The organism is Pseudomonas sp. RC3H12 (assembly GCF_018596375.1).
GTDB lineage: Bacteria > Pseudomonadota > Gammaproteobacteria > Pseudomonadales > Pseudomonadaceae > Aquipseudomonas.
Genome location: NZ_CP075595.1, coordinates 3,339,785 through 3,366,274, shown reverse-complemented (window position 1 = coordinate 3,366,274; position 26,490 = coordinate 3,339,785). Strand labels below are relative to the sequence as shown.

The window sequence follows — 26,490 nt, the reverse complement described above, 5'->3', positions numbered from 1 at the left end:
GCGTGGGAGCGGGCTTGCCCCGCGATTGCGGTGCCGGCTTTGTCGCGGGGCAAGCCCGCTCCCACGTATGCCTCGCAGCAACCCGGGGATGGCTGCCCTGTGGCAAACTACCCGCCCCAAGGAGTTCCCCATGCCCAGACCCCGCTGCGAGCGCTGCCAGCGCCCGCTCGCCCATTGCCTTTGCGCACTGATCCCGCACCTGGACAGCCGTACCCGCGTGGTCGTGCTGCAACACCCCAGTGAAACCGCCCACGCCCTGAACACGGCACGCCTGGCTGCCCTTGGGTTGGTCAATGCCGAGCTGCGGATCGGCGAGATTTTCGATGACCTGGAGACCTTGCTGGCGACAGCGGATTATCGCCCGGTCCTGTTGTTCCCAGGTGATGAGGCAGAGGTCTTGCATGCATACGGGCAGGGTGATGATCTGCCGTTGCTGCTGATCGTACCTGACGGTACTTGGCGCAAGGCACGCAAGATGCTCTACCTGAATCCGCAGCTGGAGGGGTTGCCACGGGTGACGCTGGGCGCGGTCCTGCCTTCGCGCTACCGGTTGCGCAAGGCACCTGAGCCAGGCGCCGTATCCACTCTCGAGGCGATCGTGCAGGCGCTTAACGTGCTGGAAGCGCCTGCTGGCTTCGATGCGTTGTTGCGCCCGTTCGAGGCCTTGATCGACGGGCAGATCGCAGCCATGGGCGCCGAAACCTTCGAGCGTAATCACGGCCAGGCGTGATCAAGTGGTTGGCTGTGCCGGCCTTATCGCGGGGCAAGCCTGCTCCCACTCATATTCAGATAGCGGTCAGCGCTCGCGCAAGGCCTCGGTCCGGGCCTTCATCACCGGCTTCAACAGATAGTCCAGCACGCTCTTCTGCCCGGTGATGATGTCCACCGTGGCGACCATCCCCGGGATGATCAGCAGCGGCTTGTTGTCGCCACCCAGGTGGTTCTTGTCGGTGCGCACCTGGATCAGGTAGAACGCATTGCCCTTGTCGTCGGTGACGGTGTCCGCGCCGATCAGTTCCAGCTTGGCCTTGAGCCCGCCGTAGATTGTGTAGTCGTAGGCGCTGAACTTGACCATCGCGGTCTGCCCCGGGTGCAGGAACGCCACATCTTGTGGCCGCACCTTGGCCTCGATCAGCAGGTTGTCCTCAATCGGCACGATCTCCACCAGGTCGCTGCCCGGCTGCACTACGCCGCCGATGGTGTTGACCTTGAGCAGCTTGACGATGCCGCGCACCGGCGACACCACGGTGGTGCGGTTGACCCGGTCGTCGATGGCGATGCTGGTGGCGGTGATCTTCGACAGTTCGGTGCGCTTGTCGTTGAGCTCCTTGGCGGCGTCGGAGCGAAAGCTTGCGTCCGATTCCTGGATCTTGCTGCGGATCTCTGCGATTGCCGCTTCGGCGCGGGGGATGGCCAGGTTGGTCGCGTTCAGCTGGCCGCGCGCCTCGACGCTGCGCTGCTTGAGGCGCAGGATCTCCACCGGGGAGATGGCGCCTTTGCTCACCAGCGGCGAGGACATGTCCAGCTCCTGCTGCAACAAGCCCACCGCCGAGCGGTACTGGTCGACCTTGGAACGGAACTCGGCCAGCTCCTGGGTCTTCTGCCGCAGCTGTTCATTGAGGGTCTGCTTCTCGCTGGTCAGGCGGCGCTGGCGTGATTCGTACAGCGCGGCCTCGTCCTCGGCCACCTGCGGGGCCTTGGCGCGGACTTCGCTCGACAGCACGAAGGGGCGGCCTTCGGATTCGGCCGACAGGCGTTCCACCTGCGCGCTGAGGGCGTAACGGTCGGCCTCGCTTTCACCCTTGTTCGACTTGAAGCGCGTGTCATCCAGGCGCAGGAGGGTGGCGCCCTTGTCGACCATCTGCCCCTCGCGCACGAAGATCTCGGTGACGATGCCGCCTTCGAGGTTCTGCACCACCTGCACCTTGCTCGACGGGATCGCCTTGCCTTCGCCGACGGTGACTTCGTCGAGCACCGCGAAGTTGGCCCAGACCAGCGCCACCAGCAGCAGGATCGCCGCCAGCCACACGGTCAGGCGCGACAGGCTGGGGGACTCCTGCAGGGTGGCGCCGGCCAACTCTGGCATATAGTCGCGTTCGGCGCGGCTGTCGCCGCCCTGGAGGTAGCTGCGCACGCTGTGGCTGATGGGCATGTTCTACCTCCGATGCGGGCCGGGGCCCGCTCCCACAGGGATTCAACAGTGTTGGTTCACAGCGCCGCGCCGATACGGCCCTTGCGCAGCGCGTCGATGACCGCATCCTTCGGCCCGTCGGCAACGATCTTGCCGTTGTCCAGCACCAGCAACCGGTCCACCAGGCTGAGCATCGAGGTGCGGTGGGTGACCAGCAGCAGGGTCTTGCCGGGCACCCAGTTCAGCAGGCGCTGGCGCAGTTGCTCCTCGCTGCTGTTGTCCATGTGGCTGGTGGGCTCGTCGAGAATCAGGATCGGCGGCTCCAGCAGCAGCGCCCGGGCCAGCAGCACGGCCTGGCGCTGGCCGCCGGAGAGCAGCTGGCCGCGCTCGCCCACCGGGCGGTCGAAGCCTTGCGGGTGCTGGCGGGCCAGCTCGCTGACGCCGGTCAGTTCGGCCACCTCGAGCATGCGCGCATCGCTGACGTGCCGTGCGCCGAGGGTAAGATTGTCGCGCAGGCTGCCGGCCAGCAGCGGCAGGTCGTGGGCCACGTAGCCGAGCTGGCTGCGCAGGTCGCTGATATCCAGTTGGCGCAGGTCGAGGTTGTCCAGCAGCACCTGGCCTTCGTCGGGGTGATGGAAGCCCATCAACAGCCGGGCAAGGGTGCTCTTGCCCGAGCCGCTGCGGCCGATGATACCGATGCGTTCGCCCGGCTTGAGGGTGGCGCTCACGTCGTTGAGGGCTGGCGCCGTTTGCCCGGCATAGCGGAAGGTGGCGTGGTTGATGGTGATGCCACCTTGCAGCGCGGTGTGTTCCAGCGCCTGGTGCTCGGCCTCGCGCTCCTGGGGCAGGCTCATCAGGGCGTCGGTGCTGCGCATGGTCAGCTGGGCCTGCTGGTAGCGGGTGATCAGCCCGGCAATCTGGCCAAGCGGGGCGAGCACCCGGCTGCCGAGCATGTAGCTGGCCACCAGCGCGCCGACACTGAGGTTGCCGGCGATGATGCTGTACACCCCGGCGACGATCGTCGCCATGCCGCAGAACTGCTGGATGAACAGCGTGCCGTTGCTGGCCAGCGACGACAGGTTGCGGGCATGGGCGTCGAGGCGGGCGATGGCGCCGTTGGTATGTTCCCACTGGTACTGGCGTTCGCTTTCGGCGCCGCAGGCTTTCAGGGTTTCCAGGCCGCCGAGGGTCTCGATCAGCAGCGCCTGGCGCACCGCGCCGAGGCTCAGGCTTTTTTGCACGGTGTCGCGCAGGCGTACCTGGATGAACAGCGCCAGGCCTACCGCCAGTGGGAAGGCGATCAGCGGGATCACCACCAGCCAGCCCCCGAGCAGGCCGATCACCAGCAGCATCAGGGCCACGAACGGCAGGTCGATGATGCTGGTCAGGGTCACTGCGGTAAGGAATTCGCGCAGCCCCTGGAAGTCATGGATGCTCTGGGCGAAGCCGCCGATGGTGGCCGGGCGCGCCTTCATGCTCATGCCGGTGATGCGTTCGAACAAGGTGGCGGAGAGAATCAGGTCGGTCTTCTTGCCGGCCTGGTCCAGCAGGTGGGCGCGAACCATGCGCAGCACCAGTTCGAAGGCGGTACCGATGAACAGGCCGGCGACCAGCACCCAAAGGGTGGACAGCGCCTGGTTGGGGACCACGCGGTCGTAGGTCTGCATGACGAACAGCGGCACCATCAGGCCCAGCAGGTTGATCAGCAGGCTGGCCAGCAGGGCATCACTGTACAGCCAGCGGGAGTGGCGCAGGGTGTCGCGGAACCAGGCGTTGACCCGCGGGATCAGCGGCGCGCGCACGTCCTCCAGGGTATGCCGTGGGCGGGCGAACAGGGCCTGGCCGCTGTAGGCCTCGGCCAGGGCTTCGCGCTCGACCCACTGCTCACCGCCTTCGGCCTCGCATGGCAGCAGCAATGCCCGGCCGTTTTCACCCCAGCGTTGCAGCACGGCGCTGCGGCCGTCATTGAGGATCAGCAGCACCGGCAGGTTGAGCGGGGAGATGGCGTCCAGGGCACGCTGCAGTACACGAGCCTGAAGCCCGGCGCGCGCGGCGGCGCGGGGCAGCAGGCCCAGCCCCAGGCGCTGCTCTGCCAGTGGCAGGCCGCTGCACAGGCTGGCACGGCTGGCCATGCAGCCATGCAGCTTGCACAGGATCAGCAGGCCATCGAGCAACGGATCATCAACATCCAGGCGCGGTTGCGCGCTTTGCATACTGGTCACGATGGCCTACTCCTGCCGCGGTGGACGGGAAATGGGCGCTGGCGAAAAATCCCTTGTCTCGTCAGAACCTAACGCATGTCAGGCAATTTCGCCTCGTTGCGCACTTCGGTCTTGGCGATGGCTTCCGGCGGCAGCGAGATACGCTGCTTGCTCAGCAGCTCGCCCATGGTCGCCAGCACCCGGTACATGGAGAACTCTTCGGTATAGCGCACCTCGGTGTAGCGACGGTTGGCGTTGTACAGCTCGTTCTCGCTGTCGAGCACGTCGAGCAGGGTGCGCTGGCCCAGGCCGAACTGGTCCTGGTAGGCGGCACGCACGCGCTGGGTGGTCTCGGCGTACTCGCGGGCGCTCGGGGTCTGCTTGCGGGCATTGTTCATCGCGTTCCAGGCCAGGCTGAGGTTTTCGTTCAACTCGCGCAGGGCATTGTTGCGGATGTCCATCGCCTGGTTGATCTTGTGCGCGTCCGACTGCAGGCGGGCCTTGTCGCTGCCACCGCGGAACAGGTTGTAGCTGAGCTCGACGCCGGCCTGCCAGTCATTGTTGTCATGCCCTTTCTGGCCGCCGAGGTTGTTGTTGGCACCGGTGGCCAGCACCGCGTCCAGGCGTGGGTAGAAGGGCGACTTGGCCACTTCGTACTGCTGCTCGGCGGAGCGTACGTCAGCCTGCGCCGACTTGAGGTAGGGGTTGTTCTCCAGCATGCCCTGGCGGGCATTGAGCAGGTCGCCCGGCACTTCGCCCTTGATCGTGACGGGTGTTTCCAGTTCATCGGGCAGGCGCCCGACTACGCTGTAGAAGTTGGCCTCGGCGTCGGCCAGGTCGACCTCGGCGGTGTCCAGGTTGTTTTCGGCCAGGGCGCGACGGGCGCGGGACTGGTCGAGGTCGGCGGTGCTGCCCACGCCGCGTTCGCTGCGCAGGCCGATCTGGTCGTTGACCCGCAGGTGGGCCTGCAGGTTGTTCTTGGCCAGGGTTACCAGTTCACGGCGCTTGAGTACCTCGAGGTAGACCTCGATGGCACGCAGGGCGATGCTCTCGGCGGTGGCCTGGGTGTAGTAGGCGCGCGAGGTGGCCACCGCTTCGGTGCGGGCGACCTCGTTGGAGGTATTGAAGCCGTCGAACAGCATCTGCCGCAGACGCAACTCGGATTGGGTGTAGTTGAGCGTTTCCTTGTTGTGGTTACGTGTGCCGTCCGGGTTGAAGCCGCGGGTGTTGGTGTTGTCCGAACGTTGCCGGCCGTAGCCCGCGACCAGGTCGACGGTTGGGTAGTACCCCCCGCGGGCGAACTTCACATCCTCGTCGGCCGACAGCCTGCTGTTGCGGCTGGCGCTGATCTCGGGATGCTGGTCCACGGCGTTCTGGACAGCCTCGGTAATCGACATCGCCTGACTGTTGGCACACGCCATGGCCAACAAAATCGCACTGGTGATGGGGGTTAAAGCGCGCATGGGGTACATCTCCCTGGTCTCGAATAATGTCCTGCTATTCGCCAAAAAAATGACGAAAAATTAGAATCAAACCGTTTCAGGTTTGTAACAACAGAGCTAAGAACATTTGTCGGGCGAGCTAAGAAGATTTTTTCATAAGATATATGCGAAAAAAAACTTATGCGGTCTAAGGAATCCGGGACATTGTTTCATTCAGGTGGTTACGGGAATTGGCTGGGACAGGCGATTTTCGGGCCTTGGTGAAAGTTCCAGATTTTTTGCAGCTAAGGAGACAGGGGAGGAAGGCGAAAGCGGAATTTGGCGACAAAAAAATGGCACTTAATAATGGCCATTCGCCCTATCCACTATCGCGGCAGTCGTCACAGGGAGCGTGGTTTCTCACGAACGTGACAGCAGCGGTTCCAACAACCATGGCACTTGGACCGTTGCGTACTTTACCCGGCACGCCTTGATCTGCGAAAAGCCCATCGGCAGGGGAGGCGTACGCTCATGGCTAAATTAGTCGGTGTGGTCGGCAAGGTAGTCGGCCAGGTATTCGCGGTGGGCGATGACGGTCATCGCCGTCTTTTGGTGGAAGGGGATCGCCTGTTCGCCGGCGAGCAACTGGAGACCGGGAGCGAGGGCGCGGTGGCGGTGCGCTTGCAAAACGGTGCCGAACTGACCCTGGGCCGTGGCAGCAGCCTGGAGATGACCCCCGACCTGCTGGCCGATCGCGCTCCTCATGTACTGGCGCCGGACGCGCAGCCTAGCAACGCCCAGCTCAGTGACGTCGAGCAACTGCAAAAAGCCATTGCCGCAGGCGCTGACCCCACGCAGGAAGCTGAAGCGACCGCGGCGGGCGGCAACCCTGGCGGCGTGTCGGGTGCGCTCGGTGGCGGCCACAGTTTCGTGATACTGACCGAGGTGGCCGGTCGGGTGGATCCCACCATTGGTTTCCCTACGGCGGGCTTCAACGGCTTCCCTTTGCTGGCCAATCTCGAGCTTGGTGGGCTCGATGGCAATGACGCGGTGCCCCTGCCGGCCAGCGCGCCCCCCGCTGACAATCCGGTCAGCCTCACCGGCCTGGATGTCAGCCCCGCCGAGTTGATCCTGGACGAGGCGAACCTGCCCCAGGGCTCGGCCAGCAACCCTGCGGCCTTGGCCCAGTCGGGCAGCTTCACGGTGGTTGCCGCCGATGGCGTGTTCAACCTCAGTGTCGGTGGCATCAATGTGGTCACCGCAGGCGTGGTGACCGGCGTCGGCCAGTCCATCGTCACCGGGCTCGGCAATGTGCTGACCATCACCGGTTACAACCCGGCCACGGGCGTGGTGAGCTACAGCTACACCCTGACCGGCGCGGAACATCATCCGGACGGTGCCGGGACTAATACGTTGGGCGAGCAGTTCCCGGTGCTGGTCAGCGATACCGATGGCGATGTGGCCAGCGGCACGCTGGACGTTATCGTCCGTGACGACGTGCCACGCGCCGTGAACGACAGCAATGCCAGCACCGCTACCGAGCAGCATCTGGAACTCAGCGGCAATGTGCTGACCAACGATATCCAGGGCGCGGACCGCATTCCCAGCGGCCCGGTGGTGGCCGGTACCTTCGTCGGAACCTACGGCACATTGGTGCTGGCAGCGGATGGTTCCTACACCTACACCCTCAATACCAACGATCCGGACTTCGAGAACCTGCACGGTGGCGGCAGTGGGGTGGAGAACTTTACCTACACCCTGAAAGACGCCGACGGCGACACCAGCACCGCGACCCTGACCCTCAACGTCAGCAACCTCAATGACCCGGTGACCCTCGGCGGGCTGGACGTCAATGGCGGCGAGCTGACCGTCTACGAGAAGCACCTGGCCGACGGCAGTGCGCCCAATCCCGGTGCCCTGACGCAGAGCGGCACCTTCACGGTGGCGGCGCCCGATGGCCTGCAGACCTTGAGCGTCGGCGGCATCACCGTGGTCAGTGGCGGCGTGGCGGCAGGTTTCCCGCAGTCGATCACCACGGCGCTGGGCAACACCCTGACCATCACCGGTTTCAACCCGGCCACGGGTGTGATCAGCTACAGCTACACCTTGCTGGACAACGAGAACCACGCCAGCGGCGACGGCGCCAACAGCCTGTCCGAGCACTTCTCCGTCACCGCCACGGACACCGATGGCAGCACCGCCACTGGCTCGCTGGACGTGAACATCATCGACGACCTGCCCAAGGCCAATCCCGATGCGGCCAGTGTTGTCGAAGGCGGCACGGTCAGCGGCAATGTGCTCGACAACGATACGTCCGGCGCGGACGTACGGGGCGATGGTCGTTACGTGGTGGGTGTGCGAGCCGGCTCCGATACCTCGACATCGGCCAATGGCCAATTGGGCGATCCGGTCCAGGGCCAGTACGGTTACCTGACCCTCGATGCCCAAGGCAACGCCACCTACCACGCCAACCCCAACGCCGTCGCTCCGGCGGGCGCCACGGATGTCTTCGTCTATACCGTGCGTGACAGTGACGGTGACGAAAGCACTACCACCATTACCATCGACGTGCGCGATTGCTCGCTGGTCGCCGGCCCTGACAGCGAGGTCACGGTCTACGAGAAAGCACTTGATCTGAACAAGGATGGCAACGACCTGGCCGGTGGCAATGTTACCGGCAGTGAACCGGGCTCCACCGGCGAGACGGCCAGCGGTTCGTTGGCCAGTTCCGTCAGCGGTGGCGTGGGCGGGCTGACCTTCACCCTGGTCGGCAACGCCAGCGGCCAGTATGGCCAGATCCAACTGAATTCGGACGGCACCTACACCTACACCTTGACCTCCGCGCCGAACTCGCCGAATCACGTCAACGACGGCCCGAATGTGTTGACGGAATCCTTCACCTACCAGGTCAAGGATTCGCTCGGCAACACCACCACCAGCACCATCGTGATCAACATCGTCGACGACGTGCCCAAGGCTCACAGCGACTTTGCCAATGTCTACGAAGGCGGCACTGTCAGCGGCAATGTGCTGGTCAACGATGTGACCGGCGCCGATGTGCGGGCCGACGGGCAGTATGTGGTTGGCGTGCGCGCAGGCAGCGACACCTCGACCTCGGCCACCGGCCAGCTGGGCAGCAACGTGGCGGGGCAATATGGCTACCTGACGCTCGACGCCCAGGGCAATGCCACCTATCACGCCAATCCCAATTCGGTGGCGCCGGCCGGTGCCACGGACGTGTTCGTCTACACCATCCGCGATGCCGATGGCGACGAAAGCACCACCACGATCACCATCAACGTGCACGACAACTCCCTGGTCGCCTGCCCGGATGACACGGCCAAGGTCTACGAGAAAGCCCTGGACCTGACCAAGGACGGCAACGACCTGGCAGCGGGCAATGTCACCGGCAGCGATCCGCAGTCCAGTGCGGAAACCACCAGTGGTTCGCTGGCAGGCTCGGTCAGCGGCGGTATCGGTGGGTTGACCTTCACCCTGGTCGGCAATGCCACCGGCCAGTATGGCCAGATCCAGTTGAACAGTGATGGTTCCTACACCTACACCCTGACCTCGGCGGCGAACTCGCCCAATCACGTCAACGATGGCCCGAACGTGGTCACCGAGAGCTTCACCTACCAGGTCAAGGATTCGCTCGGCAACACCACCACCAGCACCATTGTGGTCAGCATCGTCGACGACGTGCCCAAGGCCCATAGCGATTTCGTCAATGTCTACGAAGGCGGCACGGTCAGCGGCAATGTGCTGGTCAACGACGTGGTTGGTGCCGATGTGCGTGCCGATGGGCAGTATGTGGTCGGCGTGCGTGCCGGAAGCGACACCTCGACCTCGGCCATTGGCCAGCTGGGCAGCAACGTGGCAGGGCAATATGGCTACCTGACGCTCGACGCCCAGGGCAATGCCACCTACCACGCCAATCCCAATGCGGTGGCGCCAGCCGGTGCCACGGACGTGTTCGTCTACACCATCCGCGATGCCGATGGCGATGAAAGCACCACCACCCTCACCATCGATGTGCACGACGTTTCGCTGGTGGCCTGCCCGGACGAGACGGCCAAGGTCTACGAGAAAGCCCTGGACCTGACCAAGGATGGCAACGACCTGGCTGCGGGCAACGTCACCGGTAGCGACCCGCACGCCACCACGGAAACCACCAGCGGTTCGCTGGCAGGCTCGGTCAGCGGCGGTATCGGTGCCTTGACCTTCACCCTGGTCGGCAATGCCACCGGCCAGTATGGCCAGATCCAGCTTAACGCGGATGGTTCCTACACCTACACCCTGACCTCGGCGGCGAATTCGCCCAACCACATCAACGATGGCCCGAACGTGGTTACGGAGAGCTTCACCTACCAGGTGAGCGACTCGCTCGGCAATACCACTACCAGCACCATCGTGGTCAGTATCGTCGACGACGTGCCCAAGGCCCATTGCGACGTGGCCTCGGTCAAGGAGGGGGCCAGCGTCAGCGGCAACGTGCTGGACAATGATGTGGTCGGTGCCGATGTGCGTGCCGATGGGCAGTACGTGGTCGGTGTGCGCGCCGGCTCCGACACCTCGACCTCGGCGGTTGGCCATGTCGGCGACGCCATCGTTGGCCAGTACGGCTACCTGACCCTGGACAGCCAGGGCAACGCGACCTACCACGCCAATCCCGACAGCGTGCCGGCCGCCGGCGCGACCGACAGCTTCGTCTACACCATCCGTGACGCCGACGGCGACGAGAGCACCACGACCATTCGCATCAATGTGCAGGACAGCAAGCTGGTGGCGTGCGAGGACAACGACGTCACCGTGTATGAAAAAGCCCTGGACCTGCACAAGGACGGCAATGACTTGGCCGCCGGCACCGTCACCGGCAGCGAGCCGGGCTCCACTGGCGAGACGGCCTCTGGCAGCCTGGTCGGTTCGGTCCAGGGCGGCGTCGGCGCACTGACCTACAGCCTGGTCGGCAATGCTGTGGGCCAGTACGGGCAGATCCAGCTCAATGCCGACGGTTCCTACACCTATACCCTGACCTTGGCGCCGAAGACCCCGGGTGGTGCCAACGACGGCGCCAACACCGTCAACGAGTACTTCACCTACAAGGCTACCGACGCCTTGGGCAACAGCGTCACCAGCACCATCGCCATCAACATCGTCGACGATATGCCGACGGTCCAGTGCGCGGTACGCAGCATCACGCCCGGCCAGGTGGACTCCAACATCCTGCTGGTGGTGGATGTGTCCAGCAGCATGGCGGCAAGCTCCGGCGTGCCGGGGCTGACCCGTCTGGAACTGGCCAAGCAGGCGATCAATGCCTTGCTCGACAAGTATGACGAGATGGGCGACATCAAGGTGCAGATCGTTACCTTCGGCACCGGCGCGCAGGTGCAGACTCCGGTATGGGTCACGATCGGCGAGGCCAAGAACCTGATCGCCGGGCTCAGCCCAGGTGGCTCGACCTACTACGATTCGGCGGCGACCAAGGCCCAGGAAGCCTTCGCCACCACCGGCAAACTGGTAGGCGCGCAGAACATCAGCTACTTCTTCTCCGACGGTGAGCCCACCAATGGCCATGCCATGACCGCGCCACGGGAAGCCGCCTGGGAGTCCTTCCTCGACAGCACCGGCATCAAGTCCTACGCCATCGGCATGGGCAGTGGGGTCAACGAGGGCAATCTCAATCCGCTGGCCTACGACGGCAGCAGCCATACCGATACCAATTCGGTAGTGGTCACCGACCTCAGCCAGCTGAGTGCGGTGCTCTCCGGCACGGTGCAGGGCGCGCCGATTACCGGCAGCCTCATGAGCGGCGGCGATTTCGGGGCTGATGGCGGCTTCATCAAGGCGCTGCTGGTCGATGGCACCACCTACACCTACGATCCGAAGGCCAATGCTGGGCAGGGCGGATACGCAGCCAGTGGCGGCGCGGACAAAGCCACCTTCGACACCGTGAGCAACAGCCTGAACATCAAGACTAGCCTGGGCGGCACCCTGGTGGTGAACATGGACAGCGGCGAGTTCACCTACACGCCAGCGAAGGACAACGGCAGCGGCCAGGTGGAGAAGTTCGGCTTTACCGCCAGCGACAACGACGGCGATACCCGCAGTGCCAGCCTGACAATCAACATCAACAGCAATGGCGCGCCGGTCGCTGGTGCCGACCACATCATCACCAATATCAAGGGCGCCACCCTGACGGTGCCGGCAGAGGCGCTGCTGGCCAATGACCGCGACCCGGACCACGACACCCTGAGTGCCGCGCCGACCACCTTCAATACCAACTTCGCCGACAAGGGCGCGGGCTTCACGGCGGGCACCCAGGCACAGACCATCAAGTTCGATGCCACCGCCAACAAGGCCGAGAACCAGCTGCGCGACCTGGCCCGCAGCGAGTTCACCAGCCTCAACGGCAGCATGACCGCTGCCCTGGTGGTGGCTGGTTACCTGGGCTCGATCAGCACCGCCAATGCCAACGACGAGGACACCCTGACGGTGACCCTGCGCAAGGGAGAAACCCTCACCCTCGACCATGACCGGCCCGCGGGCAACCTGCTGATGGAGTGGAAGGATGCCGGCGGCAGCTACCAGTCCATCGTCGACGGCGGCAGCTTCACGGCCACCCATGACGGGGTGTACAGCATCCATGTGATCAATACCGAGAACGCCGCTGGCAACAGCAAGGCTGCCGAGAACTACAAGCTGAGCCTGGTGGTGGACTACAGCAATGCCAGCAACGAGGACTATCACGGCAGCTACACCGTCAGCGACAACCATGGCGGCTACGGCAGCGGAGCGGTGGATATCACTTACCAGGCCGGCAACACCCTTACCGGCACCGGCGGTGACGATGTACTGCTGGCCGGGGCCGGCGATACCACCCTCAACGGTGGCGCCGGCAACGATGTGCTGGTGGCGGGGGCGGGCAACAACAGCCTGTACGGTGGTGATGGCGACGACCTGCTGATCGGTGGTCCTGGCAACGACCTGCTCGACGGCGGAGCCGGCAATGACACTGCCAGCTACGCCAAGGCCACCGCCGGCGTGACCGTGGATCTTGGCCATGTCGGGCAGCAGAACACCGTCGGTGCCGGGCTGGACACCCTCAGCGGTATCGAGAATCTGATCGGCTCGGACTACGACGACACCCTGACCGGCAATGACGGTGACAACCTGCTCAACGGCGGCGTGGGCAACGATGTGCTCAAGGGCGGTGCGGGCAACGACATCCTGATTGGCGGGCCGGGCAACGACACGCTCACCGGCGGCAGTGGCAATGACAGCTTTGTCTGGCAGAAGGGCGAGACCGGGCACGACACCGTGACCGACTTCACCCCTGGCAGTGATCGTCTGGATCTGTCGCAACTGCTACAGGGCGAGAACGCCACCAGTGCGTCGCTGGACGACTACCTGCACTTCAAGATCAGTGGCACCGGCACCAATGTGGTGTCGACCATCGAGGTCAGCAGCGTCGCCGGCGCGGCGCCGACCCAGACCATCGACCTGGCTGGGGTGGACCTGGCCCAGCATTATGGCGTTTCGGCCGGGGCAGGGGGGCTGATCGCGGCCGGGCATGACACCGCGACCATCATCAACGGCATGCTCAATGACCACTCGTTGAAGGTGGATACGGTGTAAGCCAGCAGCGCATCGCGGGGCAAGTCCGCCCCGCGATGGCGTCACTGTGGCCGGTGCAAGGTCTTCTGCTTGAGGATCCAGGCACTGACCAGTACCGCGCTGGTCAGCATGAACGCCCGCGCCCAGAACAACGGCACCAGGTAGCAGGACAGCCCGATGCTCGCCCACATCAGGCCGATCGCATACACCTTGCCCTTGAGCGGGATCCCCTCACCGCTGAGGTAGTCGCGTATCCACGGTCCGAGTTTCGGGTGGTTCACCAGCCAGTGGTGAAAACGCGGCGAGCTGCGGGCGAAGCAGGCCGCCGCCAGCAGCAGGAACGGGGTGGTGGGCAATACCGGCAGGAAGATCCCCGCCACCCCCAGCGCGACGCTGAGCCAGCCGACGGCCAGCAGCAGGTAGCGCACCACCTTGGTCAGTGGTGGCGTGGCTTGAGCAGGGCGGGCTTCTCTTCGGGGGCGTGCAGCAGCAGGAACAACGCGCTCAGTGCCTCGGGGATCTGCACGATCATGTCGTCCTGCAGGTTGGCGTTGCCGGCAATGTCGGCAAACTCGGGTTGTTCGTCGAACAGGCCCGAGCCGACCATGATCGGCAGCAGCATTTCGCTGACTTCTTCCTCGGCGTTCTCGAACCAGGCCTCTTCACGCAGGAACACGCCCTCCATGAAGCCGATGCACCAGCCGCGCAGGTCGGAGTCGTCCGGCTCTTCGGTCAGGTCAAGCTCACAAGGCAGGTCGAATTCCTCGTCGCTGGCCAACTGGCGGGCGATGTGCCCCTTGAGCGCGACCAGGGTGGCCTCGATCTCGGTGCGTTGGGCATCGCTGGCGTAATGGGGTTCTTCGGCGAACAGCGCATCGATCCATTCGCGTTCTGGAACTTCTTCAGAGCAGATCGACAGCGCGGTCAGGTAGCCGTGGGCGGCGACGTAGTCCAGCGCTTCTTCGTGCAGCTCATCGGCGTCGAGGAAGGCTTGCAGGCGGGTCAGTTGCTCGGCGAAGGACATTACAGGGCTACCTTGGGGAATAAACGATGCTGAATTCTAGCACCTTGCGGCGCTCGCGGGGCAAAGGGAACGTCCGTCACCGGGGCATGCCGGGGGGCGCGGCAGTCGGGTATACTCCGCGGTTTTTCGTGCCAGGTGGCGTTTTGCGGCCATGCGGCAAAAACCGCTTACGCATTCGGTGTGTGCGCGGCGGATTTATCGTCCAGCCTGAGTCCAGGATGGTACGGCGATTTTGGAGTGGCAAATGCTCGAACAGGCTCAGCGCGTCCTCAAGGATGTCTTCGGTTACGACAGTTTCCGCGGGCGCCAGGCAGCGATCATCGAATGTGTGGCGGGCGGCGGCGACGCACTGGTACTGATGCCCACCGGTGGCGGCAAGTCCCTGTGTTTCCAGGTGCCCGGCTTGCTGCGCCCCGGCTTGACGGTGGTGGTGTCGCCGCTGATCGCGCTGATGGACGACCAGGTCGCCACCCTCGACGAGCTGGGCGTGGCCGCCGCTGCGCTGAACTCCACGCTCAGCGCCGAGCAGCAGCGCGACCTGGCCGGGCGCCTGCGTCGCGGTGAGGTGAAAATGCTGTACCTGGCCCCCGAGCGCCTGGTGCAGCCGCGCATGCTGGACTTCCTGCGTGGCCTGGACATTTCCCTGTTCGCCATCGACGAGGCCCACTGCGTCTCGCAATGGGGCCACGACTTCCGCCCGGAATACCTGCAACTGGGCCAGCTTGCCGAGCTGTTCCCCCATGTGCCGCGCATCGCCCTGACCGCCACCGCCGACATGCGTACCCGCGAGGAGATCGTCCAGCGCCTGCACCTGCAGGGCGCCGAGCGTTTCCTGTCGAGCTTCGACCGACCGAACATCTTCTACCGCATCGTGCCCAAGGAGGCGCCGCGCAAGCAGTTGATGGCGTTCCTCGGCGAGCGGCGCGGCAACGCCGGTATCGTCTATTGCCTGTCGCGCAAGAAGGTCGACGAGACCGCGGCCTTCCTCTGCGAGCAGGGCTTCCCGGCGTTGCCGTACCACGCCGGCCTGGCTGCGGAGACCCGCGCCGCCAACCAGCACCGCTTCCTCAACGAGGAAGGGCTGATCATGGTCGCGACCATCGCCTTCGGCATGGGTATCGACAAGCCCAACGTGCGTTTCGTTGCCCACCTCGACCTGCCCAAGTCGCTCGAGGCCTATTACCAGGAGACCGGCCGTGCCGGCCGTGACGGCCTGCCGTCGGACGCCTGGATGGCCTACGGCCTGCAGGACATGGTGATGCTCAAGCAGATGCTGCAGAACTCCGAGGGCGACGAGCGCCACAAGCGCATCGAGCAGCACAAGCTCGACGCCATGCTGGCCCTGTGCGAGGAAACCCGTTGCCGCCGCCAGTCGTTGCTGGCCTATTTCGACGAGGTGCTGGAACAGCCCTGCGGGCACTGCGACAACTGCGTCGACAATGTGCAGACCTGGGACGCCACCGAGCCTGCGCGCCAGGCCTTGTCGGCGGTGTTCCGCACCGGCCAGCGCTATGGTGTCGGCCATCTGGTCGATGTGCTGTTGGGCAAGGACACCGAGAAAGTGCGCAGTTTCGGCCACGAGAAGCTGTCGGTGTTCGGCGTCGGCAAGGCGCTGGCCGAGGCCGAATGGCGCTCGCTGTTCCGCCAGTTGGTGGCGCGTGGCCTGGTGGACATCGACCTGGAAGGCTACGGCGGCCTGCGCCTGTCCGACAGCTGCCGACCGCTGTTGCGCGGTGAGGTGAACCTGCAACTGCGCCGCGACCTCAAGCCGCAGACCGCGGCCAAGGCGTCCGGCGGCAGTGGCGGCAGCCCGGCCAGCCAGCTGGTGCGCGCCGAGGAACGCGAATTGTGGGAGGCGTTGCGCACCTTGCGGCGCAAGCTGGCCGAAGAGCACAGCGTGCCGCCTTATGTCATCTTCCCCGACTCCACCTTGCTGGAGATGCTGCGCAGCATGCCTACCAGCCTCGGCGACATGGCCCAGGTCAGTGGTGTCGGTGCGCGCAAGCTGGAGCGCTACGGCCAGGCCTTCCTTGAGGTGCTCAATGGCGCCGGTGGCACCGATGAAGCGCCGAAGGTGGTGCTCGACCTACGCCACGAACTGGTCAGCCTGGCCCGCGCCGGCATGACACCGGCACAGATCGCCGGGCAACTCAACTGCACTGAGAAGAACGTCTACAGCTTGCTGGCCGAGGCCATCGGCCGCCAGGAGCTGAGCCTGGAGCAGGCACTGGACCTGCCCGAAGAGCTGATGATGGAAGTGCAGGACGCCTTCCTCGACGGCGAGGGCGAGCTGCCTGCGGTGTCCGCTGTGGCACCGCTGTTCGGCCAGCGGGTGCCGGAAGGTGTGCTGCACTGCGTGCGGGCGGCGCTTGCCGTGGAGTTCGGTGTGTGATTGCCGGCATTTGTGCTATTTGCTGACCTTTGTCATACCCTTACATGATTATCAGTCATTTCCGTGGCGTCGAACCTTGCCTGATCGGTCGGGCCATGGTTAGCTGGCTAATAATTAGTTCTATTCATTGAGTTACTTATGCCCCTGACCGACAACCAACACCGCTTCGGCATGCAGCTGGCCCAGATGTCCCGAGGCTGGCGCGCCGAGCTGGATCGCCGCCTGGCCGGGCTCAACCTGTCGCAAGCCCGTTGGCTGGTGCTGCTGCACTTGGCCAGGTTCGAGGAGGCGCCGACCCAGCGCGAGCTGGCCCAGAGCGTCGGCGTCGAGGGCCCGACCTTGGCGCGCCTGCTCGACAGCCTGGAAAGCCAGGGCTTGGTGCGCCGCCAGGCGGTGATGGAAGACCGTCGGGCCAAGAAGATCCTGCTGTGCCCGCCGGCCAAGCCGCTGATCGACCAGATCGAGACCATCGCCAATGCGTTGCGGCTCGAGTTGTTCACCGGGGTCGATGAGGCCGACCTGGAAGTGTGCATGCGCGTGCATGCGAAGATTCTCGATAATCTCGAAAAGTCCTGAGCTTGACGTAGATCGCGGGGCAAGCCCGCTCCCACAAGATTCTGCTTGGCTTGTGGGTGCGGCTTGCCCCGCGATCATTTCTAGAAGGTATGCCCCAGGTTCAGGTACACCGCCTTCTCATGCGCATCGTTGGCGCCATAGCTCAGGTTCAACGGCCCCAGCGGCGTTTCCAGCCCCAGGAAGATACTCGCTGCATTGATGTAGCCGCTGTCGAACTCGTTGTCGTTGTTCCACGCCCGCCCGCGCTCCAGCGACCCGCCCAGGTACAGCGGGAAGTCCAGGGGCAGGTAGGCCCGTGGCGTCAGGCGGCGGTAGTAGACCATGCGCAGCAGGCTCATGTTCTGCCCGGAGATCGAGTCCTGGCGAAAGCCCGATAGCTGGCGTGCCCCGCCGAACACGAAGCTTGAGGTGACCACCTCGGCATCGTCCAGGGTGCGCCCGTAGCGCCCGCCCAGCACCAGGGTGTTCGGCCCGCTGCTGATGGCCTTGTCCAGGTTGAACAGCCACTGCCGGTAGTTCTGGTCCGAATCCAGCGACTTGTCATACTTGCGCACGGTTAGGCCGATGTCTTCGCCGCTGTGCGGGAAGTAGACGTTGTCGAAGGTGTCGAAGGAGTACTTGAGCTCGTAGAAACCCTCGTTGAAGCTGACCTTGGGCAAGTCCTGGTCGCCAATGCGCACCTCGGCGTTGCCCCAGGCCTTGCCCACGCCCAGGCGCACCTCGCCGTAGGTGCCGATCTGCCGCCCGACATTGAGCCCGAAGCCGTAACGTTCTAGGCGGTACTCGGCCACCGGGTCGTTGTCCAGGATGGCCTCCACATTCTGCGAGCCCAGGGCCAGATAGGGGGCGATGAAGTAACGCGAGCCCACGTCCAGCGGCTGGTAGAACTCGCTGTACAGCTCCTGGTCGTCGCCGATCTGGGCCCGGGTCAGCCATTCGCCGCCGAGCCGGTTGATGCCGTTGACCCGGTAGCTGGCACCAAGGTTGAAGGCGCTGTCGCCGCGCAGGTCGTCCGACAGGTTCAGGCCCAGGCGCAGGTAATCGGTACCGCCACGCCGGCCGCGGGCGCTGATCACCAGGGTATGTTCATCGCCCTTGTGCGCGACGCGGTATTGCACCTGGTCGAAGTAGTCCAGCCCGTAGAGGGTGCCCATGTCGGTCTGCAGGCGGCCGAGGTCCAGCGGCTCGCCGATGGGTTGGCGGATGTAGTAGCGGATCACGTCGTCGCTGACCTTGGAGTCGTTCTCCACCTTGATGGCAGTGATGATCGGCGTGCGCTGTTTCGGCGAACGCGCCACCGCCAGGTTGTTGTCACCCTCGGGCCGGCGCAACGCCGCCAGGCGCGGATCGAGGGCGCGGGTAGCGCGGTAGCCGGCATCGATCATGTCCTGGGCGCGGCCGAAGTCGGTGACGCCGAACGCGGACAGCGGCGGCTGGACGAGGATGTCCTCGCGGCGCAGGCTGGCCAGCTGTTCCTCGGAGTTGCGCCGGGTCATCAGGGTGATCGACTGGTTGAGCACGTCGACCACCGTGGCCAGTTGCTTGCGGTTGCGCAGTGGGGTGCCGATGTCGACGACGATGGCCAGGTCCACGCCCATCTCGCGCACCACGTCCACCGGGATGTTGTCGGTCATGCCGCCGTCCACCAGCAGCCGGCCGTCCAGTTCCACCGGGGCGAACACTGCCGGGATCGACATGCTGGCGCGGATCACCTGCGGCAGGTGGCCGCGGCGGAAGATCACCTTCTCGCCACTGGTGATGTCGGTGGCCACGGCGCGAAACGGGATCGGCAGCTTGTCGAAGTCGCGCACGTCGGCGGCATGGGCCAGCTTGCTTTCCAGCAGCAGGGCGAGGTTCTGACCCTGGATTACGCCCAGCGGCAGGCCCAGGCTGCCGTCGTCGCGAAAGCTCAGCTTCTGCTTGACCAGGAAGTCACGGTCGTCCTGCTTGCGTCGGAACGGCACGTCCTTGCGCGGCGGGGCGTCGGACAATGCCTGTTGCCAGTCCAGGGTGGTGGCCAGTTTTTCCAGTTCGGCGATGCTGTAGCCCGAGGCGTACAGCCCGCCGACCACCGCGCCCATGCTGGTGCCGGCGATGGCGTCGATGCGCACGCCCTGTTCTTCCAGGGCCTTGAGTACGCCGATATGGGCCAGGCCGCGGGCGGCGCCGCCCGACAGCACCAGGCCGATTTTCGGCCGCGCCGTTTCGGCGGCATGCAAGGTGATGGAAGTGAGCATCAGCAGGAGGCAGAACAGCAGGCGGCGCATCGTGAGTCTCAAACCAGAGGGTAAAGACCGCTAGTATAAGCGGCCCTTCCTACGGAGTTCCCCGACATGGCAGACAGCAAGCCACAAATTGTCATTACCTATTGCACCCAGTGCCAGTGGCTGCTGCGCGCCGCCTGGCTGGCGCAGGAGTTGCTCAGCACCTTCGCTGACGACCTCGGCCAGGTCGCCCTGGAGCCTGGTACCGGCGGGGTATTCCGCATCACCTGCGACGGCGTGCAGATCTGGGAGCGCAAGGCCGACGGTGGTTTCCCCGAGGCCAAGGCGCTCAAGCAGCGGGTGCGTGACCAGATCGATCCGCAGCGCGACCTGGGTCACAACGATCGCTGATCAGGCGCTTTCGGCCACGGTCTGCCGGGTGGGTTGCTCGGCGGCCAGGCGGCTGGACAGGACGATGGCGAAGATGATCAAGGCACCACCGGCGAGCATGCGCAGGGTCGGCTGTTCGGCGAACACCACCCAGGCCACGGCGATGCCATAGACCGGCTCCATGCCGAACACCACCGCGGCGGTGCGCGCCTTGATCACCGCGAGGCTAGCGACGAACAGGCTGTGGGCGACGCCGGTGCAGAAGATGCCGAGCAGGGCGATCCACAGCCAGTCCATGGGCGCCACGGCAGTCAGGCCCGGCGCGGCGAACGGCAGCAGGCACAGGCTCACCACCAGGTTCTGCCACAGCGCCGCCTGCACGGCGGGCAGGCGCCCGGAACCGGCACGGTTGGTCAGCGACAGCAGCGAGAACAGCAGGCCTGAGAGCAACGCCCAGAGCAGCCCGCCGGTGGCCTCGCTGGCCAGGTCGAAGGCGGGGGTGACCAGCACCAGGCCGATGCTCACCAGCAGCACCAGCACAGCCTCGTTGCGGCGGATGCGTTCGCGGAACAACAAGCCTTCAAGGATCACCGTGAAGGCTGGGAAGCTGGCGAAGCCGAGGGTGGCGATGGCCACGCCGCCGACCTTGACCGCGATGAAGAAGCTCACCCAATGCCCGGCCAGCAGCACACCCCCCAGCAGCAGGCGGCGCAGGTCCTGGCCGCGCAGTGGTTGCCAGGCCTGGCGCGCCAGGCCGGCGAACAGGCCCAGGGCCAGGACGGCGAACATGGCTCGGCCGAAGACGATGATCGTAGGACTGGCACTGGCGGCCAGTTTGCCGAAGACGCCGGTCAGGCCGAAGAACAGCGCGCCGATATGCAGGGCGCCGAGGGCGGTGCGGTGGTTCATGGTGGTCCTTTGAGTACGGTGAGCGTTGCGTGCTGGCTCCATCGCGGGGCAAGCCCATTCCCACAGATGATGCTGAAGGCTTGGAGCGGGCTTGACCCGCGATGAGGTCGATACAGGCAGCAGTGTATGTTCGATCCTCAGGCAGATCTGTCGCCCACCTCGCGCCCGTTGTCGCCAGACTCGCGCCGCAACGCCAGCGGCGTGCAGCCGAACGCCCGCAGCACCGCCGCGCTGAATGCGCTCTGCGAGCCATACCCCACGCGCGCGGCGATCTCGCCCACCGGCAACACCGTCTCACGCAACAGCCGGCGCGCCATCGTCAGCCGCCGTTGGCGGATGTAGTCCATCGGCGTCATGCCGCACTCGCTGGCAAACCGCGCATGCAGCCGCGCACTGGACAGCCCGGCCAGCCGCGCCAGGTCGGCGACCTGCAGTGGGTAGGCGGCGTGCTGCTCGATATGGCGGTCGAAGGCGGCATAGGGCAGGCGCCTGCTGGCCAGTACCGGGGCGCAGGCCTGTGGATTGAGGCTCGCCAATAGCAACACCGCGCCCTGGCGGGCAATCAGCGGGTCGTCCACGGGGCTGGTTGCCAGCCAGTCCACCAGTTGCTGCTGTCGGCTGTCCAGGCTCAGTGGGCCGGGGCGGTCGAGCAGGCGGCGGCTGTCGTCGGCGTGCTCGCCGAGATGATCGCCGAGCCAGTGTCCGCCCGGTACGTCCAGCACCAGGCAATCGCTGCCCTCGCGGCTCCCGCAAGTGTGGTGGGCACCGGCGGGAACCACCATCAGGTCCTGGCGAGCGACCCGGCCGCCGCGTCCATCCACCTCGAAATCCAGGCGCCCGCCGAGGCCGAACACCAACTGTGGATGGTCGTGGCTGTGGGCGATCAAGTCGTGGCGGTAATGGCGCAACGAGAGCAAGGGGCCGGCGGTCATGGTGAGTCCTCACGAGGCAGGCGAAGATTGTACACCGGCAGGCGAGGGCAGGATGGTCATGTACCTGCCACCAATCTGTCACCTGCGCCTGCCAGTCTCCAGCAAACAGCGCCGGAGCCTGCCCATGAGCCACGCCGAACCCCTTCGCCCGTCACGCAAGCAGCGTGTGCGCACCCTATGGATTTCCGATGTACACCTGGGCACCCGCGACTGCCAGGCCGAACACCTCGCGCACTTCCTCAAGGGCTACCAGGCCGAGCGCATCTACTTGGTCGGCGATATCATCGATGGCTGGAAACTGCGCAGCGGCATCTACTGGCCCCAAGCCCACACCAATGTCATCCGCCGCCTGCTGACCCTGAGCAAGCGCGGCACCGAGGTGATCTACGTTACCGGCAACCATGACGAATTCCTGCGGCGTTACTCGAAACTGATCCTGGGCAACATCCAGCTGGTGGACGAGGCCGAACACCTTACCGTCGACGGTCGGCGCCTGCTGGTGATCCACGGCGACCAGTTCGACGTGATCACCCGCTACCACCGCTGGCTGGCTTTTCTGGGCGACCGGGCCTACGAGTTCACCCTGGTGCTCAACCGTTGGCTCAACCACTGGCGCGCCCGTTACGGCTATGGCTACTGGTCGCTGTCGGCGTACCTCAAGCACAAGGTCAAGGGCGCGGTGAACTTCATCAGCGACTTCGAGGACGCCATCGCCCACGAGTGCACCCGGCGTGGCTTCCACGGTGTGGTATGCGGGCATATCCACCATGCCGAGATCCGCCAGGTGGGCGAGGTGGATTACCTCAACTGCGGCGACTGGGTGGAGTCGTGCACGGCGCTGATCGAACACTGGGACGGGCGGATCGAGCTGTATCGGTTTGCCGAGGCGCAGGCGCGGGAGGCGGCGTTGCGCTTGGCGGAGCTGGGCGAACCGGCCTAGACTCGTCGGCGCTGCATGGCACCGGCTTCGCCTGTGATCGCGACCCGGTAGTGAGGTCAGGCGGTGGCTGGCAGGGCGGCCTTGTAGATCGACTGCCTGGGCTGGGCGAACAAGCGCTCCAGCATCGGCTCGAAGAACGCCAGCGGCAGGCTTTCATAGTCCGGATCGAACGCTGCCGCGTCATAGCGGGCGCAGAACTCGAGGGTCCGCTGGTAATGCGGGTGATCGCGGTATTGCTCGCGCAGGTGACGGTCCATGCCCAGGTGGTGGAAGAAGTAGTAGCCCTGAAAGATCCCGTGTTTCTCGATCATCCACAGGTTCTCGTCGCTGACGAACGGCTTGAGGATCGCCGCGGCGATATCCGGGTGGTTGTAGCTGCCCAGGGTGTCGCCGATGTCGTGCAGCAGGGCGCAGACGACGTATTCTTCATCGCGGCCGTCGCGGTGGGCGCGGCTGGCGGTCTGAAGGGAATGGCTCAGGCGGTCGATGGGGAAGCCGCCGAAGTCGCCGTCGAGCAGGCGCAGGTGGGCGAGAATGCGTTGGGGCAACTGATGGGCGTAGGCGCGAAAGTCGTCGGCGATGATCGCCCAGTCCTGGGCGGTGCCATCGCGCATGTGGCTGAAATTGGCTTGCTTGCTCATCACCGCGTGCCGCTCGTGTCGGGGAACATACCGCAGTGTTGGCCAGGATCCGGGCTTTGGCAGTGGCCCGCCGGGACGCGAACCTGGCCTTGCGGGCCGATTCAGAGGCTCAGGCGGCCCAGCAGGATGTCGCGGAACATGGCGAAGTCGCCGACCAGGCTGTACCAGGGGTGGCTGAAGGTGGCGGGGCGGTTCTTCTCGAAGAAGAAATGCCCGGCCCAGGCGAAGCCGTAGCCGGCCAGTGGCACGGCCAGCAGCAACAGCCATTTGCCGCTGCCGATGCTGTAGGCGAGCAGGGCGATCACCAGGCTGGTGCCGACGAAATGCAGGCGGCGGCAGGTGGGGTTGCTGTGCTCGCCCAGGTAATAGGGGTAGAACTCGGCAAAACTGCGGAACTGCGCTGTGCGGGTCATGGCGGGCTTCCGGATCTGCGGGTCTTGCTGACAGGATACACGGCGTGGAGCCTGAATCGAGTCTAGAGTCACTGGGTGCCGTGGCCAGTGACAATAGGCGCCAATTGAGTATCCTTTCGATTCACCGCAGGAGCGGTCCGCACAAGAGCCTGTCATGAGTGAGAGAACCACGTCAGCCAGCTGGGCATCAGGGATCGTCAAGGCACTCGAGCTGGAAGGGCTCGATTGTCCGGCCATGTTCAAGCAGCTCGGGCTCGACTTCGCCGCCCTCGACGACCCCGACGCGCGCTTCACCCAGGATTCGATGACCCGCCTGTGGCAGCTGGCGGTCGAGCTGTCGGGCAACGAGGCCATTGGCCTTAACATGGCCAGGGTGGTGCGGCCGGCCTCGTTCCATGTGGTGGGTTACGCGCTGATGTCCAGCCGCACCCTGGCCGAGGGCTTCGAGCGCCTGGTGCGCTACCAGCGCATCATCGCGGAGAGTTCGGACCTGAGCTTTCGCCTCGAGCCCGACGGCTATGCCCTGGTGCTGACCGTGCACGGCGACCACCTGCCGCCGACCCGGCACAGCGCCGAAGCCTCGCTGGCCTGCGCCCTGGCGTTGTGCACCTGGCTCAGCGGGCGGCCGATCCAGCCGCGGCGGGTACTGATTCAGGGCGCACTGCCGAAAAATGTCGAGCCGTACAAGATGGCTTTCCACGCACCGCTGCAATTTGGCGCGCCCCATGATGCGCTGGTGTTCGCCCGCGCCGACATGGAGGCGCCGTTGCCGACCGCCAACGAGGCGATGGCGGTGCTGCACGACCGTTTCGCCGGTGAGTACCTGGCGCGTTTCTCGGAAAGCCGGGTGACCCACCGCGTGCGCCAGGTACTGTGCCGCATCCTGCCCCAGGGCGAGCCCAAGCGCGAAACCGTGGCCCAGGCCCTGCACCTTTCGCAACGCACCTTGCAGCGGCGCCTGCAGGACGAGGGCACCAGCTTCCAGACCCTGCTCGACGACACCCGCCGCGAACTGGCCGAGCAGTACCTGGCGCAGCCAGGCACCACGTTGCTGGAAACCGCCTACCTGCTGGGTTTCGCTGACCCGAGCAACTTCTACCGGGCGTTCCGCCGCTGGTTCGACAGCACGCCGAGCGAGTACCGCACGCGCCTGTCGGTCAGTGACGCCAGAACGCCGGCATGCACAACACCAGCACCGTGATGATCTCCAGGCGACCGAGCAGCATGCCGCCGGCAAGGATCCATTTCGCGGCATCTGGCAGCGTCGCGTAGTTGCCGGCCGGGCCGATCACTTCGCCCAGCCCCGGGCCGACACCCGACACGGTGCCGGCGGCGCCGGTCAGCGCGGTCATCCAGTCCACGCCCAGCAGCGACAGCAGCAGGGCGATGATGCAGATGGTGATGGCGAAGAAGAACGAGAAGGTCAGGATCGAGCGCACGATCTCTTCGTCGAGGCGGTGGCCGTTGTATTTCTGCTTGATCACCGCGCGCGGATGGATCAGCTGGTTGAGGTTGGCCTTGAGCAGGATGTAGGCGACCTGGAAGCGGAAGATCTTGATACCGCCGGCCGTCGAGCCGGAGCAGCCGCCGACGAAGCCCAGGTAGAAGAACAGCATCAGCGAGAAGTTGCCCCACAGGCTGTAGTCGCCCAGGGCAAAGCCGGTGGTGGTGACCACCGAAGTAACGTTCAGCGCCACGTGGCGCAGGGCATCGAGCCAGTGCAGCTCGGTGGTGGCCCAGTACCAGGTGCCAAGCACCAGCCAGGTGGTCACCAGCATGGCCAGCAGGCCCTGCACCTGCTGGTCCTTGATCAGCGCCCGGCGGTGGCCGCGCAGGGTGGCCACGTACAGGGTGAAGGGCACGCTGCCCATGATCATGACCACCACCGCGACCCAGTGCACCGCAGGGATATCCCATTTGGCCAGGGACTGGTCGGAGGTGGAGAACCCGCCGGTGGAGATCGCCGACATGGCGTGGTTGATCGCATCGAACAGGCCCATCCCCGCCCACCAGAAGGCCAGGCTGCCGAGCACGGTGATGCCGACGTACACCGCCACGATCGACTTGGCGACCATGTGCGAGCGCGGCATGACCTTCTCCGAACGGTCGGAGGACTCGGTCTGGAACAGGCGCATGCCGCCGATGCGCAGCAACGGCAGGATCGCCACGGCCATGCCGATGAAGCCGATGCCGCCCAGCCAGTGCAGCATCGAGCGCCACATCAGGATGCCCGGCGACATGCTGTCCAGGCCGCTGAGCACGGTGGCGCCGGTGGCGGTGATGCCGGACATGCTCTCGAAGAAGGCGTCGGTGTAGCTGATGTGCTGGGTCAGCAGGAAGGGCAGGGCGGCGAACACGCAGACCACCAGCCAGCTGCTGACGGTCAGCAGGTACATGTCGCGGGGGCGCAGGTGCACGTGCTCGGGGCGGCCGGGGATGACCAGGCCCAGGCCCGCGAGGAAGGTGATCAGGCTCGACCAGAGAAACGACGGCATGTCGCCGGTGCGCTCGAAGACCACCAGGGTCGCCATGGGCACCACCATGCTCACCGCCAGGGTGATCAGGAAGATGCCGATGATGAAACCAATGATCCTTAAGGTCGGCAACGCCATGTGATCTGCTCTGACTCGCTACGGAAAGGGCGCCATTCTACCTGTGGGCCGGGTCTTGTAAACGCCGATTGGTGGCCTCCACGGAGCAGG

At 65.2% G+C, this 26,490-nt stretch carries 18 protein-coding genes; 7 read left to right on the top strand and 11 right to left on the bottom strand.

The features are described from left to right. Window positions 1–130 precede the first annotated feature (130 nt). Complete coding sequence (locus KHO27_RS15300) at window positions 131–730, top strand: tRNA-uridine aminocarboxypropyltransferase (protein WP_110701041.1); 600 nt, start codon at window positions 131–133, stop codon at window positions 728–730. A gap of 66 nt (window positions 731–796) precedes the next feature. On the opposite strand, the gene KHO27_RS15295 is transcribed toward KHO27_RS15300, so the two are convergent. From KHO27_RS15295 to KHO27_RS15285, 3 genes are all read right to left on the bottom strand, one after another. After that, entirely contained in the window at window positions 797–2,152 is a 1,356-nt protein-coding gene (locus KHO27_RS15295; RefSeq protein ID WP_046854598.1) for an HlyD family type I secretion periplasmic adaptor subunit, read from the bottom strand. 56 nt (window positions 2,153–2,208) lie between these two features. After that, window positions 2,209–4,344: a type I secretion system permease/ATPase gene (locus KHO27_RS15290; RefSeq protein ID WP_110701039.1), complete on the bottom strand. Its 2,136-nt coding sequence runs from the start codon at window positions 4,342–4,344 to the stop codon at window positions 2,209–2,211. A 77-nt stretch (window positions 4,345–4,421) separates the two neighbouring features. Continuing rightward, window positions 4,422–5,795: a TolC family outer membrane protein gene (locus KHO27_RS15285; protein WP_102684321.1), complete on the bottom strand. Its 1,374-nt coding sequence runs from the start codon at window positions 5,793–5,795 to the stop codon at window positions 4,422–4,424. 489 nt (window positions 5,796–6,284) lie between these two features. Here KHO27_RS15285 and KHO27_RS15280 point away from each other — a divergent pair, with 489 nt between their 5' ends. Continuing rightward, a complete protein-coding gene (locus KHO27_RS15280; protein WP_214500431.1) occupies window positions 6,285–13,388 on the top strand; it encodes a retention module-containing protein in 7,104 nt (2,367 codons plus the stop codon). 41 nt (window positions 13,389–13,429) lie between these two features. Here KHO27_RS15280 and KHO27_RS15275 read toward each other — a convergent pair whose 3' ends face one another. Continuing rightward, the gene (locus KHO27_RS15275) at window positions 13,430–13,795 is read right to left on the bottom strand and encodes a YbaN family protein (protein ID WP_110701035.1); all 366 of its coding nucleotides are present in this window, start codon (window positions 13,793–13,795) and stop codon (window positions 13,430–13,432) included. An 8-nt stretch (window positions 13,796–13,803) separates the two neighbouring features. Continuing rightward, entirely contained in the window at window positions 13,804–14,391 is a 588-nt protein-coding gene (locus tag KHO27_RS15270) for a YecA/YgfB family protein (RefSeq protein WP_023630694.1), read from the bottom strand. A 244-nt stretch (window positions 14,392–14,635) separates the two neighbouring features. Between KHO27_RS15270 and recQ the strand changes: the two genes are divergently transcribed. Next, window positions 14,636–16,783 (top strand): DNA helicase RecQ, encoded by a 2,148-nt coding sequence (gene recQ, locus KHO27_RS15265; RefSeq protein WP_111532640.1) that lies wholly within the window; start codon window positions 14,636–14,638, stop codon window positions 16,781–16,783. Window positions 16,784–16,921: 138 nt separating this feature from the next. Further along, entirely contained in the window at window positions 16,922–17,359 is a 438-nt protein-coding gene (locus KHO27_RS15260) for a MarR family transcriptional regulator (RefSeq protein ID WP_102684306.1), read from the top strand. Window positions 17,360–17,439: 80 nt separating this feature from the next. Here the strand turns inward: KHO27_RS15260 and KHO27_RS15255 are convergent, their stop codons facing one another. Then, a complete protein-coding gene (locus KHO27_RS15255) occupies window positions 17,440–19,626 on the bottom strand; it encodes a patatin-like phospholipase family protein (protein ID WP_214500430.1) in 2,187 nt (728 codons plus the stop codon). Between the two features lie 66 nt (window positions 19,627–19,692). Here KHO27_RS15255 and KHO27_RS15250 point away from each other — a divergent pair, with 66 nt between their 5' ends. Next, window positions 19,693–19,974: an Rdx family protein gene (locus tag KHO27_RS15250; RefSeq protein WP_023633166.1), complete on the top strand. Its 282-nt coding sequence runs from the start codon at window positions 19,693–19,695 to the stop codon at window positions 19,972–19,974. Here the strand turns inward: KHO27_RS15250 and KHO27_RS15245 are convergent, their stop codons facing one another. Both KHO27_RS15245 and KHO27_RS15240 read right to left on the bottom strand, forming a co-directional pair. Beyond that, on the bottom strand, window positions 19,975–20,862 hold the full coding sequence (locus tag KHO27_RS15245; RefSeq protein WP_102684308.1) for a DMT family transporter: 888 nt from the start codon (window positions 20,860–20,862) through the stop codon (window positions 19,975–19,977). A gap of 137 nt (window positions 20,863–20,999) precedes the next feature. Then, window positions 21,000–21,794 (bottom strand): helix-turn-helix transcriptional regulator, encoded by a 795-nt coding sequence (locus tag KHO27_RS15240; RefSeq protein ID WP_110701029.1) that lies wholly within the window; start codon window positions 21,792–21,794, stop codon window positions 21,000–21,002. A 124-nt stretch (window positions 21,795–21,918) separates the two neighbouring features. Between KHO27_RS15240 and KHO27_RS15235 the strand changes: the two genes are divergently transcribed. Continuing rightward, window positions 21,919–22,734 (top strand): UDP-2,3-diacylglucosamine diphosphatase, encoded by an 816-nt coding sequence (locus tag KHO27_RS15235; RefSeq protein ID WP_110701223.1) that lies wholly within the window; start codon window positions 21,919–21,921, stop codon window positions 22,732–22,734. Between the two features lie 56 nt (window positions 22,735–22,790). Here KHO27_RS15235 and KHO27_RS15230 read toward each other — a convergent pair whose 3' ends face one another. Together KHO27_RS15230 and KHO27_RS15225 are read right to left on the bottom strand one after the other, a co-directional pair. Next, a complete protein-coding gene (locus KHO27_RS15230) occupies window positions 22,791–23,375 on the bottom strand; it encodes an HD domain-containing protein (protein ID WP_214500429.1) in 585 nt (194 codons plus the stop codon). A gap of 101 nt (window positions 23,376–23,476) precedes the next feature. Continuing rightward, window positions 23,477–23,788 carry an Mpo1-like protein gene (locus tag KHO27_RS15225; RefSeq protein ID WP_023631733.1) on the bottom strand — a complete coding sequence of 104 codons (312 nt, stop codon included), beginning with the start codon at window positions 23,786–23,788 and terminating at the stop codon, window positions 23,477–23,479. Between the two features lie 154 nt (window positions 23,789–23,942). On the opposite strand from KHO27_RS15225, the gene KHO27_RS15220 reads away from it, so the two are divergent. After that, window positions 23,943–24,989, top strand: a complete 1,047-nt coding sequence (locus KHO27_RS15220; RefSeq protein WP_214500428.1) for an AraC family transcriptional regulator — start codon at window positions 23,943–23,945, stop codon at window positions 24,987–24,989. Here KHO27_RS15220 and KHO27_RS15215 read toward each other — a convergent pair. Beyond that, complete coding sequence (locus KHO27_RS15215; RefSeq protein WP_102684313.1) at window positions 24,946–26,400, bottom strand: TrkH family potassium uptake protein; 1,455 nt, start codon at window positions 26,398–26,400, stop codon at window positions 24,946–24,948. The two genes, KHO27_RS15220 and KHO27_RS15215, sit on opposite strands and share 44 nt — an antisense overlap. Window positions 26,401–26,490: the final 90 nt, after the last annotated feature.